The 16,465-nt window shown below is 73.1% G+C and carries 12 protein-coding genes; 11 read left to right on the top strand and 1 reads right to left on the bottom strand.

Features of this window, described 5'->3' with window-relative positions:
• The 10 genes from glmS to B1H55_RS08715 all read left to right on the top strand — a co-directional run.
• The coding region (glmS, locus tag B1H55_RS08760; protein ID WP_080461687.1) for a glutamine--fructose-6-phosphate transaminase (isomerizing) at window positions 1-1,355 on the top strand (1,355 nt) is incomplete at its 5' end.
• Window positions 1,356-1,584: 229 nt separating this feature from the next.
• The gene (locus B1H55_RS08755) at window positions 1,585-3,276 is read left to right on the top strand and encodes a bifunctional ADP-dependent NAD(P)H-hydrate dehydratase/NAD(P)H-hydrate epimerase (RefSeq protein ID WP_073451418.1); all 1,692 of its coding nucleotides are present in this window, start codon (window positions 1,585-1,587) and stop codon (window positions 3,274-3,276) included.
• Window positions 3,277-3,400: 124 nt separating this feature from the next.
• Window positions 3,401-4,741: an alanine racemase gene (gene alr / locus B1H55_RS08750; RefSeq protein WP_073451417.1), complete on the top strand. Its 1,341-nt coding sequence runs from the start codon at window positions 3,401-3,403 to the stop codon at window positions 4,739-4,741.
• A gap of 29 nt (window positions 4,742-4,770) precedes the next feature.
• On the top strand, window positions 4,771-5,397 hold the full coding sequence (gene tsaE, locus B1H55_RS08745; RefSeq protein WP_073451416.1) for a tRNA (adenosine(37)-N6)-threonylcarbamoyltransferase complex ATPase subunit type 1 TsaE: 627 nt from the start codon (window positions 4,771-4,773) through the stop codon (window positions 5,395-5,397).
• On the top strand, window positions 5,397-6,422 hold the full coding sequence (locus tag B1H55_RS08740) for a hypothetical protein (protein ID WP_073451415.1): 1,026 nt from the start codon (window positions 5,397-5,399) through the stop codon (window positions 6,420-6,422). The genes tsaE and B1H55_RS08740 overlap by 1 nt, the downstream gene beginning before the upstream one ends.
• A 24-nt stretch (window positions 6,423-6,446) precedes the next feature.
• Window positions 6,447-7,193: a tRNA (adenosine(37)-N6)-threonylcarbamoyltransferase complex dimerization subunit type 1 TsaB gene (gene tsaB / locus B1H55_RS08735; protein WP_073451414.1), complete on the top strand. Its 747-nt coding sequence runs from the start codon at window positions 6,447-6,449 to the stop codon at window positions 7,191-7,193.
• 89 nt (window positions 7,194-7,282) lie between these two features.
• Entirely contained in the window at window positions 7,283-7,867 is a 585-nt protein-coding gene (locus tag B1H55_RS08730) for a GNAT family N-acetyltransferase (RefSeq protein ID WP_077240933.1), read from the top strand.
• 311 nt (window positions 7,868-8,178) lie between these two features.
• Window positions 8,179-8,904, top strand: coding sequence for a succinate dehydrogenase cytochrome b subunit (locus tag B1H55_RS08725; RefSeq protein WP_172575581.1), 726 nt, complete (start codon window positions 8,179-8,181; stop codon window positions 8,902-8,904).
• Between the two features lie 5 nt (window positions 8,905-8,909).
• Window positions 8,910-10,943 (top strand): fumarate reductase/succinate dehydrogenase flavoprotein subunit, encoded by a 2,034-nt coding sequence (locus B1H55_RS08720; RefSeq protein ID WP_073451412.1) that lies wholly within the window; start codon window positions 8,910-8,912, stop codon window positions 10,941-10,943.
• Window positions 10,940-11,710, top strand: a complete 771-nt coding sequence (locus tag B1H55_RS08715; RefSeq protein WP_073451411.1) for a succinate dehydrogenase/fumarate reductase iron-sulfur subunit — start codon at window positions 10,940-10,942, stop codon at window positions 11,708-11,710. Before B1H55_RS08720 ends, B1H55_RS08715 begins: the two co-directional genes overlap by 4 nt.
• 138 nt (window positions 11,711-11,848) lie before the next feature.
• Here the strand turns inward: B1H55_RS08715 and B1H55_RS08710 are convergent, their stop codons facing one another.
• A complete protein-coding gene (locus tag B1H55_RS08710) occupies window positions 11,849-12,508 on the bottom strand; it encodes a TetR/AcrR family transcriptional regulator (RefSeq protein ID WP_077240467.1) in 660 nt (219 codons plus the stop codon).
• Between the two features lie 181 nt (window positions 12,509-12,689).
• On the opposite strand from B1H55_RS08710, the gene B1H55_RS08705 reads away from it, so the two are divergent.
• Window positions 12,690-16,415, top strand: coding sequence for an ABC transporter ATP-binding protein (locus tag B1H55_RS08705; protein WP_420866438.1), 3,726 nt, complete (start codon window positions 12,690-12,692; stop codon window positions 16,413-16,415).
• The last annotated feature ends 50 nt before the right edge of the window (window positions 16,416-16,465 follow it).

The raw sequence follows: 16,465 nt of genomic DNA, 5'->3' as shown, positions 1-16,465 counted from the left end.
CCCCCCTGGCCCCCGAGGCGATCGTCGCCGCCCGCCGCTCCAGCCCGCTGGTCATCGGCCTGGGCGACGGCGAGAACTTCCTGGGCTCCGACGTCGCCGCCTTCGTGGCCTTCACCTCCCGCGCCGCCGAGGTCGACGACGACCAGATCCTCCTCCTGCGCCCCGACTCGGTCACCGTGTGGGACAAAGACGGCGGCGTCGTGGAGCCCAAGAGCTGGAAGGTCTCCTGGGACGCCTCAGCGGCCGTCAAGGGCGGCTACGAGACCTTCATGGACAAGGAGATCCACGATCAGCCCGCCGCCGTCGCCGACACCCTGCGGGGGCGCGTCGACGAGCGCGGCGAGATCCAGCTCGACGAGATGCGCATCGACCCCGCGGTCCTGCGCAGCGTCGACAAGATCATCGTCATCGCCTGCGGCACCGCCGCCTACGCCGGTCATGTCGCGAAGTACGCCATCGAGCACTGGTGCCGCGTGCCGGTGGAGATCGAGCTCGCCCACGAGTTCCGCTACCGCGACGCCGTCGTGAGCGAGAAGACCCTCACCGTGGCGATCTCCCAGTCCGGGGAGACCATGGACACCATCCAGGCCGTTCGCCACGCCCGCGAGCAGGGCAGTCGCGTGCTCGCCATCGTCAACACCTACGGCTCCACCATCGCCCGCGAGGCCGACGCCGTGCTCTACACCCACGCCGGCCCCGAGGTCGCGGTGGCCTCCACGAAGGCCTTCCTCGCCCAGATCACCGCCTGCTACCTGCTGGGCCTCTACCTGGCGCAGCTGCGCGGGAACAAGTGGCCGGACGAGGTCGCCGACTACCTCGCCAAGCTCGGCGAGATGCCCGACAAGGTCCAGTGGATCCTCGATGAGCAGGAGAGCTCCGTGCGGGCGCTGGGCGCCGAGCTCGCGGACCGCTCCTCCTTCCTGTTCCTGGGCCGCCACGTCGGATTCCCGGTGGCGCTCGAGGGGGCGCTCAAGCTCAAGGAGCTCGCCTACGTCCACGCCGAGGGCTTCGCGGCGGGCGAGCTCAAGCACGGGCCCATCGCGCTCGTGGAGGAGGGCCTGCCGGTCTTCGTCATCGTGCCCACCCCCCGCCGCCCCGTCCTGCACGACAAGGTCCTGTCCAACATCCAGGAGATCCGCGCCCGCGGCGCGCGCACCATCGTGGTGGCCGAGGAGGGGGACGACGCCGTCGACGCCTTCGCCGAGCACATCATCCGGATCCCCGCCACCCCCACCCTCATGGCGCCGCTGCTCACCGTGGTCCCGCTGCAGATCTTCGCCGCCGCGCTCGCGGGCGCCAAGGGCCTGGACATCGACCAGCCCAGGAACCTGGCGAAGTCCGTCACCGTGGAGTGAGGAGGCGGCCCCCGCCGCCGCGGGCGCGGTGGTCATGAATCGGCTGCGGCTCAGCCGGGGAGGATCAGGTGGATCGTCGTCGCGGCAGGATCTGACGGCCATGCCCCAGGAGGAGCGCGCCTCCGCGCTCCTGGCTGCGGCCCCGGGCGATCGACGACGAGGAATGAGCATGACGCCGTCTCACGGTCATTCCCTGGCATGAGAGCCCACAGCGGGCGAGGATGGGCGCATGACCACCGCCAAGAGCGACGCCCGCGTCTCCGGAGCCGCCGAGCCAGCAGCCATCCCCACGCTCGCCCGCCGCGCCGCCTACCCGGCCCGGGCCATCGCGCGGGCCGAGGCGCCACTGACCACCGGCACCGATCAGTACATGCGGCGGGCCGCCCACGCCATCGCCGGCGCCTGCCTCGCCGAACTGCGCCAGTCGCGCGGCGGCGTCGCGAACAGTCGGGTCCTCGTCCTGGTCGGCGGTGGGCACAACGGAGGCGACGCCCTCCTCGCCGGGGCCATCCTCGCCCGCCGGGGCGCCCGCGCGGAGGCCCGGCTGGCCACCGACCACCCGCACGGGCCGGCGCTGAGCGAGGCCCGCGCCGCCGGGGTCGCGGTCGCGGGCGCTCCCGCCCCCTCGACCGTCGTCGGCGGCGCGGCCGACCTCGTCATCGACGGACTCACCGGCATCGGTGCCGACGGGCCCCTGCGCCCGCGGGCCGCCGCTCTCATCGCACCCCTCATCGCCGCGGGCGCGCCCGGGCAACGGGCGTTCCGCGTCCTCGCCGTCGACGTCCCCTCCGGCGTCGGCGTGGACGACGGCGCCATGCCGGGCCCCGTGCTCGCCGCCGACCGCACCGTCACCTTCACCTGCCCGCGCGGCGCCCACCTCCTGCCGCCCGCGGCGCCCCTGAGCGGGCGCGTGGACGTCGTCGATCTCGGATTGCCGGTACCCGCGGATAGCGCGCCGCTCGTCATCGCGCCCGATCCGGCGCTGCTCGCCGCGCTCCTGCGCGCCCCCGGCGCCACCGACCACAAGTACACGCGCGGCGTCGTCGGCCTCCATGCGGGGAGCGAGGCCTATCCCGGGGCCGCGGTCCTCGCCGTCAGCGGCGCCATCCGAGCAGGGGCCGGCATGGTCCGGATCCAGGCGCCTCGGCGGGCCGTCGACCTCGTCCTCGCCTCCCGCCCCGAGGCGGTCCCCGCGAATGGGCGGTGCCAGGCGATCGTCGTCGGCCCCGGCACCCATCCCGCCGATCAGCCCCGGGCCGAGGAACTGCGCGGCGTCCTGAGAGCCGCGCTGCGCCGGGGGAGCGGGGAGCGCCAATGGGCGGTGATCGACGCCGGGGCGCTCCCCCTCCTGCCCGACATCCTCACCCAGGGGCTCGTCTGCGGCCCGGAGCATGTCCTCACCCCGCACGCGGGCGAGGCCGCCGCTCTCCTCAGCGGCCTCGGGATGCCGACGACGCGCGAGGAGGTCGAGGCCGCTCCCGCTTCGGCTGCGCGCGGGCTCGCCGAGGCGACTGGGGCGACGGTGATCCTCAAAGCCGCGCCGGTGATCATCGCGCGCTCCGGCGGCGGGCCCCTGCTCTCGCTCGACGCCGGGCCGGGCTGGTTGGCGACCGCGGGCAGCGGCGACGTCCTCGCGGGCGCCCTCGGGGCGGTGCTGGCGGCCGTGCGCGCCGATCGCGAGCGCGATGACACCCGCCGGGACTGCGGGCCCAGCACCGGCGCGGCGGGCCTGCCCCTGGAGGACGCGGTTGCGCTCGCGGCGGCCGCTGCCGTGCGCCTTCACGCCGACGCCGGCCGCCTGGCCAGCGGGGAGGCATCGGAGCAGGGGCGCGAGGGCCGCCCCATTGCGGCCCTCGACGTCGCTGATCACCTTCCCCGGGCCCGCCAGCGGCTCCGGGCCCAGGCCCGTCCCCGCCCTTAACCCGCCCCCCATCACGCCGAGACCGGTCGAAGTGGCGATCGAGACCGGTTCTCCGAACCGGTCTCGATCGCCACTTCGACCGGTCTCGGCGAAAGGTGGGGTGGGGGAGTGGGAGAATCCCGGCGTGAGCGCGACCACCACTTCCACCGAGCAGCCGATCCCCGCCACCACCTCCCGGGCCATCATCGACCTCGGCGCCATCTCCCACAACGCCGCTGTCCTCGCCCGGGCGGCCGGCGCGCCCTGGATGGCCGTCGTCAAGGCCGACGCCTACGGGCACGGCCTGGAGCCCGTCGCGCGCGCCTGCCTGGACACCGGCGCCACCTGGCTCGGCGTCGCCCAGCTCGCCGAGGCCCTCCATCTGCGCTCCCTCCTCGACGCCGCCGGTATCGCGCGCCCCGTCCCTGAGCTCCGCTCACTGCCGACGCCGGACGCGCCGCGCATCCTCACCTGGCTCGCCCCGGTCCTCACCCCCGAGGGCGCCGCCGCCCCGGGGTCCCCCCTGCGCGCAGCGATCGCCGCCGACCTCGATTTGTCCGTGTCCGCCCTCGACCAGGCCCGCGCCATCGCGGCCGCGGCCGATGCCGAGGGGCGCGCCGCCCGTGTCCACATCAAGGCCGATACCGGCATGTCCCGCGCCGGTGCGACCGACGGCGAGCTCCCCGCCCTCGCCGCCGCTCTCGCGGGGGCCGAGAGCGCCGGGAGCCTCGCCGTCGTCGGCCTGTGGTCCCATCTCTCGCGCGCCGACGAGCCCGACTCCGGCTCCACCGAGGACCACCTGGCCCGCTTCCGCGCCGCCGACGACGCCGTCACCGCGGCGGGTCTCGCGCCGGTCGTCCGCCACCTCGCGGCCACTGGCGGGCTGCTCTGGCACCCCGACGCGCGCCTCGACCTCGTGCGCGCGGGCATCGGGCTCTACGGGCTCTCGCCAGACCCCTCCGTCGCCAGCAGCGCCGCGCTCGGGTTGCGCCCCGCCATGCGCCTGGAAGCCCCTCTCACGCTCGTCAAGCGCATCCCCGCCGGTCAAGCGGTCTCCTACGGCGGTACCTGGACCGCGCCCACCAGCCGCTGGGTCGGCCTCGTGCCCCTCGGTTACGCCGACGGCATCCCGCGCTCGGCCTCCGGCGCCCCCGTCACGGTGCTCCCCTCCCCGCCCAGCGCCGCGCCCGGCGCCGACGACGGCGCCGTTCCGATCCACGCCAGGATCGTGGGTCGCGTGTGCATGGACCAGATGGTCATCGATCTCGGGCCCGCGGCCCCCGCCGGTGGCCCCGCCGGAGAGGAGCCCCCGGCCCGTGCCGGTGACACCGCCGTCCTGTGGGGCGACGGCGCTGATCCGGCGGGCATCCCGACGGCGGACGAGTGGGCCGCCGCATGCGGCACCATCAACTATGAGATCGTCACCCGTCTCGGCGCGCGCGTGCCCCGGGTACATCTGGGAGTTGGCTGGGAGGATAGAGTCTGATCTGCCATTTCCAGCCGAGAGGACCCGAGATGTCAGACAGCCCGCGCCAGATCGTGGTGAGCACGGCCGATGCGGAGGCCACCCGCGCCCTCGGCGCGCGCCTCGCGGCCCTGCTCCAAGCCGGTGACCTCGTGCTCCTCACCGGTGGCCTCGGCGCGGGCAAGACCACCCTCGCCCAGGGGATCGGCGCCGCCATGGATGTGCGCGGCCGTGTCTCCTCGCCCACCTTCATCATCGCCCGCGCCCACCCCGCCCTCGGGGACGGCCCGGACCTCATCCACGTCGACGCCTACCGGCTGTCCGGTCTAGACGAGGTCGACGCACTCGACCTCGATTCCTCCATGGAGCGCTCGGTCACCCTCGTCGAGTGGGGGCAGGGGAAGGCCGAGGGCCTCGCCGAGGACCGCCTCGAGATCTCCGTCGACCGCCCCCACGGAGGCCTCCCCGCCCCGGGGGCCACGGCCGACGAGGGCCATGGCACGGCCGACGACGACGCCCCACCCTCCGCCCCCGGTCAATCCGCCGCCAGTTCCGCCGGTCCCGCAGCCCGTCCGGCCCTCGACCTCGACGGCGTCGACGACGGGCACCGCTCCATCACGATCCGGGCCCACGGGCGGCGCTGGGCCGGCGTTGACCTCGGCGCGCTGGCAGGCTGATGCGCACGGCCGCCCGCCTCCTGGCGCCCGCAGCGATCCCGGCGCTCATCGTCATGCTCATGGTCGTCGCGCCACTCGCCGCGTCGCGCCTCCTCATCACCCCCAGGGCCGCCGCATCACCCGTGCCGCCCGCGCATCGCCCGACGCCCACGGCCCCCGCCGCGCCCTCGTCCGCCCCGGACCCTCACGCCGCCGCCGATCCCGCCCCGGGGGACGAGGCCATCGCGGCCTCATGGATCCGGGCCGAGGGGCCATCCCTCGCCTCCAGCCTGGCGGCAGGTGGATCGGCGGCCTTCGGCGAGCCCACCCAGGTCCACCGCTGGTCCTCCGGCTTCCTCGACGGCAGCGCGCCGGATGCCCCTCTCCCCGCGGCCGCCCTCTGGGCCGCGCCCGTCCTGGTCGACGGCGACCCCATCGGCGCCATCGCCGTCATCGTCGCCGACTCCACCGCCCAGGGCATCACCATCGAGGACGAGATCCTCGCCGCCGCCCTCGTGGAGGCCGCCTCCTCCCGGCCCACCGCCCCGGCCGTCCCCCGGACGACCCCCGCCGCGCCGACGCCCTCGGCCGGCGCGGCGCTCCCGTCGGGGCCGCAGGGCGCGGTCATCGTCCTCGGGCAGTCCACCGATTGGTACGTGGTCTCGGGCGACCGGGCCCGGGCCGCGTCTCATGGCGCCCAGGCGATGCTCGCCGGCCCCATCTCCCTGCGCGACTACTCCACCGCCCTGCTCCAGCGCTCCCGGGCCGCGACCACCGCCCCCGCCGTCGGCAGCGGAGAGGACTCCGCTCTCAGCTCGGACCAGCAGGCGGAGGTGGCCGCCGCCGTCGGCATCGGAGTGCTCCTCATCATCATCACCGTGCGCCGGGAGCGGCGGATCCTCGCCCCCGCGAGGCCCCCTGCCAGGACCAGGCCGCGGAGGACGGCCGGGATCGCGCGCCCGGACCGGGCCCCCGCGAGGCAAGGGGACGACGCCCCTGAGATGACCAGGACCCCCGAGATGGCCAGGACCCCCGAGCAGCCTTGACGCGCGCGGGGATAGGCTCGCCCCGTGCGCATCCTCTCCATCGACTCATCCCTCGGAACCCAGCTCCTCCTGTGCGACGCCGAGCCCGATGCCCCCGCCGACGGCGCCCCGCGCGCCCTGAGGATCCTGTCCGCCCAGGCGCTCCAGGACTCCCGTCGTCACGCCGAGTCGCTCGGGCCGATGCTCGCCACCGCCCTCGCGGCCCTCGCCGATGACTCCCCGCTCGACGCCGTCGTGGTCGCCACCGGCCCCGCGCCCTTCACCGGCCTGCGCGCCGGCCTCGTCACCGCCCGCGCCCTCGCCCGCGCCCGCTCGATCCCCGCGCACGGGGTTCCGAGTCTCGACGCCGTCGCCCGCCAGGCCCTCGATGACCTCGCCGCCGAGCGGGGGCGGGAGGCGGCCGATGCCGCGACCGTCCTCGTGGCCACCGACGCGCGCCGCAAGGAGGTCTACTGCGCCGCCTACCGCGCCCTGGGCGCCGACGACGTCGAGCCCCTGACGCCCCCCGCAGTCGCCACACCGCAGGCCGCCGCCGAGCGACTGGCCGAGCTCGGCCCCGCCGCCGTCCCCGCCGGATCGGGATGCGTCCTCCACCCCGAGATCGCGGCCGGCCGCCCCGTGCTCGCCCAGGCCTCCGGCAGTGCCGGGGCGCAGACGCGCATCGCGCTGGCCCGCCTCGCCCGGGGGGAGGAGCTCGGCACCGAGCCCCTCTACCTGCGCCTGGCGGACGCCCAGGTGCCAACCGGCCGCAAGCGCGCCCTCGCGGGCTGAGCCCGCGCCGCCCGGACGCCCCCCAGATGCTCCCCGGATCCATGGAGCCACCCGTGCCCCCCGCGCCCCCGGGCGCGCGCCTGCGCGAGATGCGCGCCGACGACCTCGATGCCGTCGCCGCCCTGGAGACCGAGCTCTTCGGCGGTGAGGCCTGGAGCCCGGCGTTGCTGCGCGCCGAGCTCGCCGCCGCTCAGGGCGAGGGTGCCGATCGCCACTACGTCGTCGTCGAGGACGGTGACGGCAGTGCTGACAGTGCTGACAGTGCTCACGCTGCTGACAGCGCGGCGCGCGCTGAGGCCTCCCGCGCGATCCTGGGCTACGCGGGCCTCTGGTTCGGGGACGGCCGGGGGGACGCCGACCTGCTCACCATCGCCACGGCCGAGCGATCCCGGCGCCTCGGCCTGGCCCGAGCCATGCTCGATCACCTCCTCGCCCGGGCGCGGGATGCCGGCTGCGGCGCCGTCCTGCTCGAGGTCCGCGCCTCCAACGGCGCCGCCCAGGCGCTCTACCGCTCGCTGGGCTTCGCGCCGATCGGCCGGCGCCGCCGCTACTACTCCGCTCCCGCCGAGGACGCCGTCGTCATGAGGCTGGTGCTCGCCGGGCCCGGTCATCTGACCACCGGCGGCGCCGACCGCCCCGCGCGCATCGGCCCTGTGGGCTCGGAGGCGGTCTGACCGGCTCGAACCATCCTCCCGCAGCGACCAGGGCCGCCGTTGATAGGATCTCCATCACTATTTCCTATACGTGGGCGTGACGAAATGCCGGGAGCCTCCGGCGGTGATCAGACCCCCTCCGGTGGGGCGCTCGGGGCCCCATGGCGACGAATTGTCCTGAGTTTCCCCTGGAAGCACGCGGTCGGACGGCTTACCTGACGTTCTGGGCCCAAGGGTCCCGAACATCCGTCCCGGCGGATCCGTAGGCTCATCACGTGACCAAAGCGACTGTTCCCTCCAAGAAGCGGAGCGCGTGGACGACGACCGTCTTCATGAAGCGCATGATGGCGATCTCGGGCATCGTGTTCCTGCTCTTCGTCCTGTTCCACGCCTACGGCAACACCCACTACTTCGAGGGTGAGATCGCCTACGACCACTACGCGTACTTCCTGCGCGAGCTGCTCGTGCCGATCCTCCCCTTCGGCGGGTTCCTGTGGATCATGCGCGTCGCCCTCCTGCTGTGCCTCGCGGCCCACGCCGGCAGCGCCTTCCACCTGTGGTACCGCAACAAGAAGGCCCGCGGCAACGACGCCTACGCGGTGAAGAAATCCAACGCGGACTACTTCGCCTCCCGCTACGCCATGCGCACCATGCGCTGGGGCGGCGTCATCCTCCTGCTGTTCATCATCTGGCACATCCTGCAGTTCACCACCCTCCACCTGACGCCCGGCGGCCACTACGTCCACGGCCGCGCCTACATGAACATGTACTACGGCTTCCAGCTGTGGTGGGTCTGGCTGATCTACGCGGTGGCACTGGTCGCCCTGTGCCTGCACGTGTGGCACGGCGTGTGGTCCGCCCTGCAGACCCTCGGGGCGATCCGCGGCAACGTCATCCCCTTCGTCCGCCTCATCGCGTTCATCGTCGCCTTCGGGCTCTTCCTCGTCTTCATGTGCGTGCCCACCGCGATCCTCCTGGGCCTGACCCCTGAGCCCATGGACGCCGCGAAGTACGCCGTCGAGGCCGCCAACGCGGGCATCAACTGGATGGGTAAGTGAAAGATATGAGCAACACCACCGCATCGACCCCCACCCCGACGGCGCCGCTCGTCGACGGCCTCTACTACGAGGGCGACAAGATCGCCGACACCAAGGCCCCGCACGACGTCCCGATCGCGCAGCGCTGGGAGCAGCGCAAGTTCAACGCCAAGCTCGTCAACCCCGCCAACCGCCGCAAGCTCGACATCATCGTCGTCGGCTCCGGCCTGGCCGGCGGCGCGGCGGCGGCCTCGCTCGGCGAGCAGGGCTACAACGTCCAGGTCTTCTTCTACCAGGACTCCGCCCGCCGCGCGCACTCCATCGCGGCCCAGGGCGGCATCAACGCCGCGAAGAACTACCGCAACGACGGCGACTCCGTCTACCGGCTCTTCTACGACACCGTCAAGGGCGGCGACTACCGCGCCCGCGAGGACAACGTCTACCGGCTCGCCGAGGTGTCCGCCAACATCATCGACCAGTGCGTCGCCCAGGGCGTCCCCTTCGCCCGCGAGTACGGCGGCCTGCTCGACAACCGCTCCTTCGGCGGCGTTCAGGTCTCCCGCACCTTCTACGCCCGCGGCCAGACGGGCCAGCAGCTCCTCATCGGCGCGTACCAGGCCCTGGAGCGCCAGGTGCACGCCGGGACGGTCAAGGAGTTCCGCCGCCACGAGATGGTCGAGCTCATCATCGTGGACGGCCGGGCCCGCGGCATCGTCGCCCGCGACATGGTCACCGGCGAGATCTCCACGCACCTGGCCGACGCCGTCGTGCTGGCCACCGGTGGGTACGGGAACGTCTTCTTCCTGTCCACCAACGCCATGGGCTGCAACGCCACCGCCATCTGGCGCGCGCACCGCAAGGGCGCCTACTTCGCCAACCCCTGCTACACGCAGATCCACCCGACCTGCATCCCGCAGTCCGGCGACTTCCAGTCCAAGCTCACCCTCATGAGTGAGTCGCTGCGCAACGACGGGCGCATCTGGGTGCCCAAGCGCGCCGAGGACTGCGACAAGGACCCGCGCCAGATCCCCGAGGAGGACCGCGACTACTACCTCGAGCGCATCTACCCGGCCTTCGGCAACCTCGTGCCCCGCGACATCGCCTCGCGCCAGGCCAAGAACATGTGCGACGAGGGCCGCGGCGTCGGCCCCGCCATCAAGGAGAAGGCCGCTGACGGCACCGAGCGCATGATGCGCCGGGGCGTCTACCTCGACTTCTCCGAGGCCATCGGCCGCCTGGGCAAGGATGCCGTCTCCGCCCGCTACGGCAACCTGTTCGAGATGTACCAGCGCATCACCGGCGACGACCCCTATGAGGTCCCGATGCGCATCTACCCCGCCGTCCACTACACGATGGGCGGGCTGTGGGTCGACTACGACCTGGAGTCCAACATCCCGGGCCTGTACGTCGGCGGCGAGGCGAACTTCTCCGACCACGGCGCCAACCGCCTGGGCGCCTCGGCTCTCATGCAGGGCCTGGCCGATGGCTACTTCGTCCTGCCCGACACCATGAACGACTACCTGGCCGACATGCTTCGCCTGGGCAAGGTCGACCCGAGCGCCCCCGAGATCGCCGAGGCCAAGGCGTCCGTCGAGGACCGCGTCAACCGCCTCATGGCCCTGCGCGGCACCCGCAGCGTGGACGACTTCCACATGGCCCTGGGCCGCATCATGTGGGAGTACTGCGGCATGGAGCGCCGCGACGCCGGACTGCGCGAGGCCATCAAGCAGATCCGCGCCCTCAAGGAGGAGTTCTGGAGGGATGGCCGTGTCACCGGCGAGGCCATGGAGGTCAACCAGGCCCTGGAGAAGGCCGGGCGCCTGCTCGACTTCTTCGAGCTCGCCGAGCTCATGTGCATCGATGCCCTCCACCGCCGTGAGTCCTGCGGCGGGCACTTCCGGGCCGAGTCTCAGACCCCCGAGGGCGAGGCGCTGCGCCATGACGACGAGTTCCTCTACGTCGCCGCATGGGAGTGGGGCGGCGAGAACCAGCCCCCGATCCTCCACAAGGAGGACCTCATCTACAAGGACATCGAGCTCAAGCAGCGGAGTTACAAGTGAACATCAAGCTGAAGATCTGGCGCCAGAAGAACGCGAGCGCCAAGGGCCACTTCGAGGAGTACTCGATGACCGGCGTCGAGGAGCACATGAGCTTCCTCGAGGTCCTCGACCTGCTCAACGAGCAGCTCTTCGCCGAGGGCAAGGACCCCGTCGCCTTCGACTCCGACTGCCGCGAGGGCATCTGCGGTCAGTGCGGCGTCGTCATCAACGGCCAGGCCCACGGGCCCATCCGCTCCACCACCTGCCAGCTGCACATGCGCCACCTGGCCGAGGACCCCTCCTTCAAGGACGGCTCCACGATCACCATCGAGCCCTGGCGCTCGACGGGCTTCCCGATCCTCAAGGACCTCATGGTGGACCGCTCCGCCCTCGACCGCATCGTCCAGGCCGGCGGCTACATCTCGGTCAACACCGGAGGCGCCCCCGAGGCCCACTCCGTGCCCGTCCAGAAGGAGAAGGCCGACGCCGCCTTCGAGGCCGCCGCCTGCATCGGCTGCGGCGCCTGCGTCGCCGCCTGCCCGAATGCCTCCGCCATGCTGTTCACCGGCGCGAAGATCTCCCACCTGGGCCTGCTCCCGCAGGGCCAGCCCGAGCGCCTCGCGCGCGTGGTCTCCATGCTCAACCAGCACGACGCCGAGGGATTCGGCGGCTGCACGAATATCGGCGAGTGCGCCGCAGTGTGCCCCAAGTCGGTCCCGATCGAGGTCATCTCGCGACTCAACCGCGACCTCGGCCACGCGCTGTGGAAGGGGCAGAAGGCTCACTAGCACTGAGGCGTACCGGGGCCCGCGGGCCCGCAGGCGCCCGGAGGCGCACTGGAGTGCGCGCTGACCAGCGGGGCGCGGCTCTCGGAACGCCCGTTCGAGGAGACTCGGCGGCGCTTCCGGGAGCCGCGCCCCGCATCGCTATGCCGGCGGCCGGGCGGTACCCGCGCGGGGCTGGAATCCATCGAGGATGAGATCGATCTTGCGATCGAGCCAGCCCCGCTCCAGCCAGGACGGATCGGGGCGGTAGGGGGGCAGGTGCTTGAAGCCGTCACCACTGGGGCCCTTCCCTCCCAGCCAATCGGCCCTCAGGGCGGCGACCTGGACGTGCGTGGCGACGGTGGTGTCGGCAATGATGTCGACGGCCAGGGCGGCGTCCTCCTGGCTCAAGCCGCCCTGGACGAAGGCCCGGTGGGCGGCGTCGATCGTGGATGCGAAGCACTCGGCCGCCCAGGGCATGGTGATGAGCAGGCGGTCGAGCCCCGGGCAGCCCTCCAGCAGCGCCCACAGGGACTCGACCTGATGACGGGCGTTGCGGCGCCAGTCGACGGGATCGGGGGAGAAGCGCATCCGCGTGGCCAGCTCGCTCAGGCACGCGCGCAGCAGGTCCTCGCGCGAGGCGATGGCGCGGTACAGGCCGGAGACGGCGACCCCCAGGCGTCCGGCCACGGCTGTCAGCGTGAAGTCGGCGATCCCGATCTCCAGCGCCGCGTCGACGACGTCCTGGCGGGAGAATCCCGGCTTGGGCCCGGTGGGGCGCCCCTGTCTCCTCGTGCTCCTCGAGCTCCTCGTGGTCGTCATGTCCTCACGGTAGCCGCAGTCGGCACCCCTGGAGACCGACGAGCCATCGTTGTAAGATCACCCTCAGTTAAATCTGAAAGGCATTCAGAGTTGATGGGGGCATTCAGTGAGCGCACGCGCGACGACGTCGGGATCATCGGAATCCCAGTCCGCATCCATTGCGTCTCAGGGCCGGGGGGCCCTGACGCGCGGGGGCGCCCCATCCCCGGGGGAGAGCGGATCCGAGCGGGCTCCGGGGACTCCGGGCGGCAACGCCGAGCGGTCCCGCGCCGGCCAGGCCGCGCTGCGGCGCCTGGGCGCCCCGGTGCGCGGCTGGTTGGGGATCGGCCAGGCGCTCGTCGTCGCCTCGGGCGTGCTCTCCGTTGCCCCCTACGTCGCCCTCGTGCGCCTGGGCGACATCCTCCTGGAGGCCCACAACGCCGGTGCCGCCCCGGACCGCCAACAGGCGCACGACGTCATCATGCTGCTGGTGGGCGCCTACACGGGCAGGCTGCTGCTGTACTCCATCGCCCTGCTCATCACTCATATGGCGGACCTGCGCCTGCGCGACCGGCTGCGTCGCGACATCGTCGCCCGCATCTCCCGCGCCCCCCTGGCCTGGTTCACGGCCTCCACCTCCGGCCGCGTGCGCAAGGCCGTCCAGGACGACACCGCCGCAGTCCACACCGTCATCGCCCACGCCCCCATCGAGCGCCTCAACGCCATCGTCTCGCCCTTGGCCCTCCTGGCCTGCGCGTTCTGGATCGACTGGCGCCTGGCCCTCCTGACCGTGGCCACCATGCCCCTGTGCCTGGCGACCTACTCCCTGTCCCTGAGGGGCATGAGGGAGAAGACGGTGGAGATGGACCGCCGACTCGCGGACGTGTCCTCCACCATGGTCGAGTTCGTCACCGGCATCCCGGTGGTCAAGACCTTCGGACGCGACGGGCGGGCCCATGGTGCCTACCTGGCCGCCGCCGACGGATTCTCCCGCTTCTACCACGACTGGGCCATGTCGCTCATGACGGTCAGCTGCCTGTCCTTCGCCTGGGTCTCCATACCGGTGGTCCTCCTGGTCGACCTGGGCGGCGGCGCCCTGCTCATCCACGCCGGCGCGGTCACCCTGCCGCAGGTGCTGGCCGCCACGCTCATCGCCCTCGTGCTGCCCGCCGCGCTCATCACCGTGGTCTCCGTCAGCTGGTCCTACCAGATGGCCGGCGCCGCAGCGCTGCGACTGTGCGAGGTGCTCGACACCCCAGTCCTCCCCTCGCCCGAGACCCCGACGCGGCCCGCGGGGGCCCGCGTCGAGATCGAGCACGTGTCCTTCTCCTACGGGGACAACCTCGCCCTCGACGATGTCAGCCTCACTCTGGAGCCCGGCACGGTCACCGCCCTGCTGGGGCCGTCGGGCTCCGGCAAGTCGACGCTGGCCACCCTCATCGCCCGCTTCGCCGACCCGGATACCGGAGGCGTGCGCATCGGCGGGGTGGACCTGAGGGACATGGACGAGGAGACCCTCTACTCCACCGTCTCCTTCGTCCTCCAGGACGCCCAGCTGCTGGGGACCACCGTGCGCGAGAACATCGCGCTGGGCCGCCCGGACGCCACCGACGCCCAGGTGCGCGCCGCCGCCCGCGCCGCCCGCGCCGCCCGCATCGACGAGGAGATCATGGCCCTGCCTCGCGGCTACGACACCGTCCTGGGCCAGGAGGCCGCCCTGTCCGGCGGCCAGGAGCAGCGCATCGCCATCGCCCGCGCCCTGCTGCTGGACACCCCCGTCCTGCTCATGGACGAGGCCACCGCCATGGCCGACCCGGAATCCGAGGCGCAGATCCAGGAGGCGCTGAGCGAGCTGGTGCGGGACCGCACCGTCCTGGTGATCGCCCACCGGCCCGCCGTCGTGCGCGGCGCCGACCGCATCGCCGTCATGGAGCGGGGGCGCCTCGTCGCGGCCGCCTCCCACGCCGAGCTGCTGGATGAACCCCACTACCGGGCCCTGCTGCGCCAGTCCGGGCACCCGGCCGACGGCGGCGCCTCCCCAGCCGTTCCCCCGCCCACTCCCGGCGCGTCGGCCGATCCCGGTCCCGCCGATCCGGGAGCCGGGGCCGCCCCGGATGCGGGCGCGCCGGGCAGCGCGGGCGGGGTCCCGGAGCCGGCTCCGGACGCCGGGCCGGGCCGGGAGGGGCGCTCCCTGCTGGCCCACTACCGCCGCCTCATGACCGAGGGCACCTGGAGGCGGACGCTGAGAGGACTCGCGCTCGGCGCGGTCAACGGACTCATCTCCGGGCTGGCCCTGCTGTCCCTCCTGCCCGGCTCCGTGGCCCTGGCCGACGGCGGGACCTGCTGGGGCCTGACCCTCGGCGGTTGGCTGGTGGCACTCGCGGCCTGCGCCGTCGTGTCGACGGTCATCGACTTCATCGGGAGGCGCGCGAACATGATGGGAGCACTCGGCTTCATGCACGATGTCCACCACGCCATCGGCGACAGGATCGCCCGCCTGCCCCTGCGCTGGTTCGACTCTGACACCGCCGGCACCATGTCCCGGGCCGCCAGTCAGGAGATGCTGTCCCTGGGCGAGTCCGCCGCCCACTTCCTCTACAGGATCGCCTCCGCCGTCGCCGGCTGCGCCGTCATCTGGATCGGCTCATGGGCCTGGGACTGGCGCCTGGGGCTGTTCCTGACCGTCGGCGCTCCCGCCGTGGCGCTGCTCATCCTCCTGGCCCGCCGTCTTCTCGACCGCGGCAAGGCCATCTCGGAGCCCGCTGAGCGGGAGCTCGCCGCCCGCATCGTCGAGCTCGCCCGTTGCCAGGGGGCCCTGCGCTCGTGCCGCGCGGTGGGCCGCTATGGGCGGCTGAGGGCGGCCTTCGCCGACGGCCTTCGCGCCTCCCGTCGCGCCCTGTGGTGGGAGACCGGTGGAAACCTCCTGACGGGCGCCGTCACCCAGGCCGTGGTGGTCGGCATGATCATGCTCACCGCCTCCTTCGCCGTCGACGGCACCATGGAGGCCCTCCCCGCGATCGCCACCATCGGCATGTGCCTGCGCTTCACCACCATGCTCGACGACGTCTCCGGCGCCGCCTTCGGCCTGGAGGAGCGGCGCCAGATGATGAACCATCTCGACGCCGTCATGGACGCCCCCGTCATGGACGAGCCGAGCGGGCGCGCCGCGCTGCCCGAGCCCGGGTCCGTGCGCCTCGACGGCGTCGCCTTCGGCTACCGGGAGGGGACGCTGGTCCTCGACGGCGTCTCGATGGAGGTCCCCTCGCGCTCCATGTGCGCGATCGTCGGCCCCTCCGGCTCCGGCAAGACCACGATCGCCCGCCTCATCGCCCGCTTCTGGGATGCCGACTCGGGGGTCGTGCGCGTGGGCGGCACCGATGTCCGCGACATGCCGACCGCTCAGCTCATGGAGCAGCTGAGCATGGTCTTCCAGGACGTCTACCTCTTCGACGGAACCCTGGAGGACAACATCCGCGTCGGTGATTCGGAGGCGGGCCCGGAGGAGCTGCGGTGGGCGGCGGGGCTCGCCGGCGTCACCGAGATCGCGGATCGCCTGCCCGACGGCTGGCAGTCCCGCGTCGGTGAGGGCGGGCGCGCCCTGTCCGGCGGGGAGCGCCAGCGCGTCTCGATCGCTCGCGCCCTGCTCAAGCGCGCGCCGATCGTCCTGCTGGATGAGGCCACCAGCGCCCTGGACGCCGAGAACGAGGCCCACATCGTGGCGGCCATGGAGGAGTTGCGCCGCACCTCCACGCTCATCGTCATCGCCCACAAGCTGGAGACGATCGCCGCCGCCGATCAGGTGGTGGTGCTCGGCGAGGACGGGCGGGTGGCCCAGCGCGGGCGCCATGCCGACCTGATCGAGGCCGACGGCCCCTACCGGGACTTCTGGACCCGGCGCACGTGCGCCCGCGGCTGGTCGCTGGTGTGAGCCGCCATCGTCGCGCCGGCCGCGGGCCCGGTGCGGGCGCCCGCCGGGCA

The organism is Actinomyces denticolens (assembly GCF_002072185.1).
Lineage (GTDB): Bacteria > Actinomycetota > Actinomycetes > Actinomycetales > Actinomycetaceae > Actinomyces > Actinomyces denticolens.
The sequence above is the reverse complement of the archived record's forward strand: the minus strand, read 5'-3'. Positions and strand labels throughout refer to the sequence as shown.

What these genes read in the sequence shown, in the direction of transcription:
- B1H55_RS08710 (WP_077240467.1), bottom strand. Translation starts at nt 12,508, where the DNA reads ATGACGACCACGAGGAGCTCGAGGAGCACGAGGAGACAGGGGCGCCCC.
- B1H55_RS08730 (WP_077240933.1), top strand. Translation starts at nt 7,283, where the DNA reads ATGCGCGCCGACGACCTCGATGCCGTCGCCGCCCTGGAGACCGAGCTC.
- B1H55_RS08740 (WP_073451415.1), top strand. Translation starts at nt 5,397, where the DNA reads ATGCGCACGGCCGCCCGCCTCCTGGCGCCCGCAGCGATCCCGGCGCTC.
- B1H55_RS08725 (WP_172575581.1), top strand. Translation starts at nt 8,179, where the DNA reads ATGAAGCGCATGATGGCGATCTCGGGCATCGTGTTCCTGCTCTTCGTC.
- B1H55_RS08720 (WP_073451412.1), top strand. Translation starts at nt 8,910, where the DNA reads ATGAGCAACACCACCGCATCGACCCCCACCCCGACGGCGCCGCTCGTC.
- B1H55_RS08755 (WP_073451418.1), top strand. Translation starts at nt 1,585, where the DNA reads ATGACCACCGCCAAGAGCGACGCCCGCGTCTCCGGAGCCGCCGAGCCA.
- tsaE (WP_073451416.1), top strand. Translation starts at nt 4,771, where the DNA reads ATGTCAGACAGCCCGCGCCAGATCGTGGTGAGCACGGCCGATGCGGAG.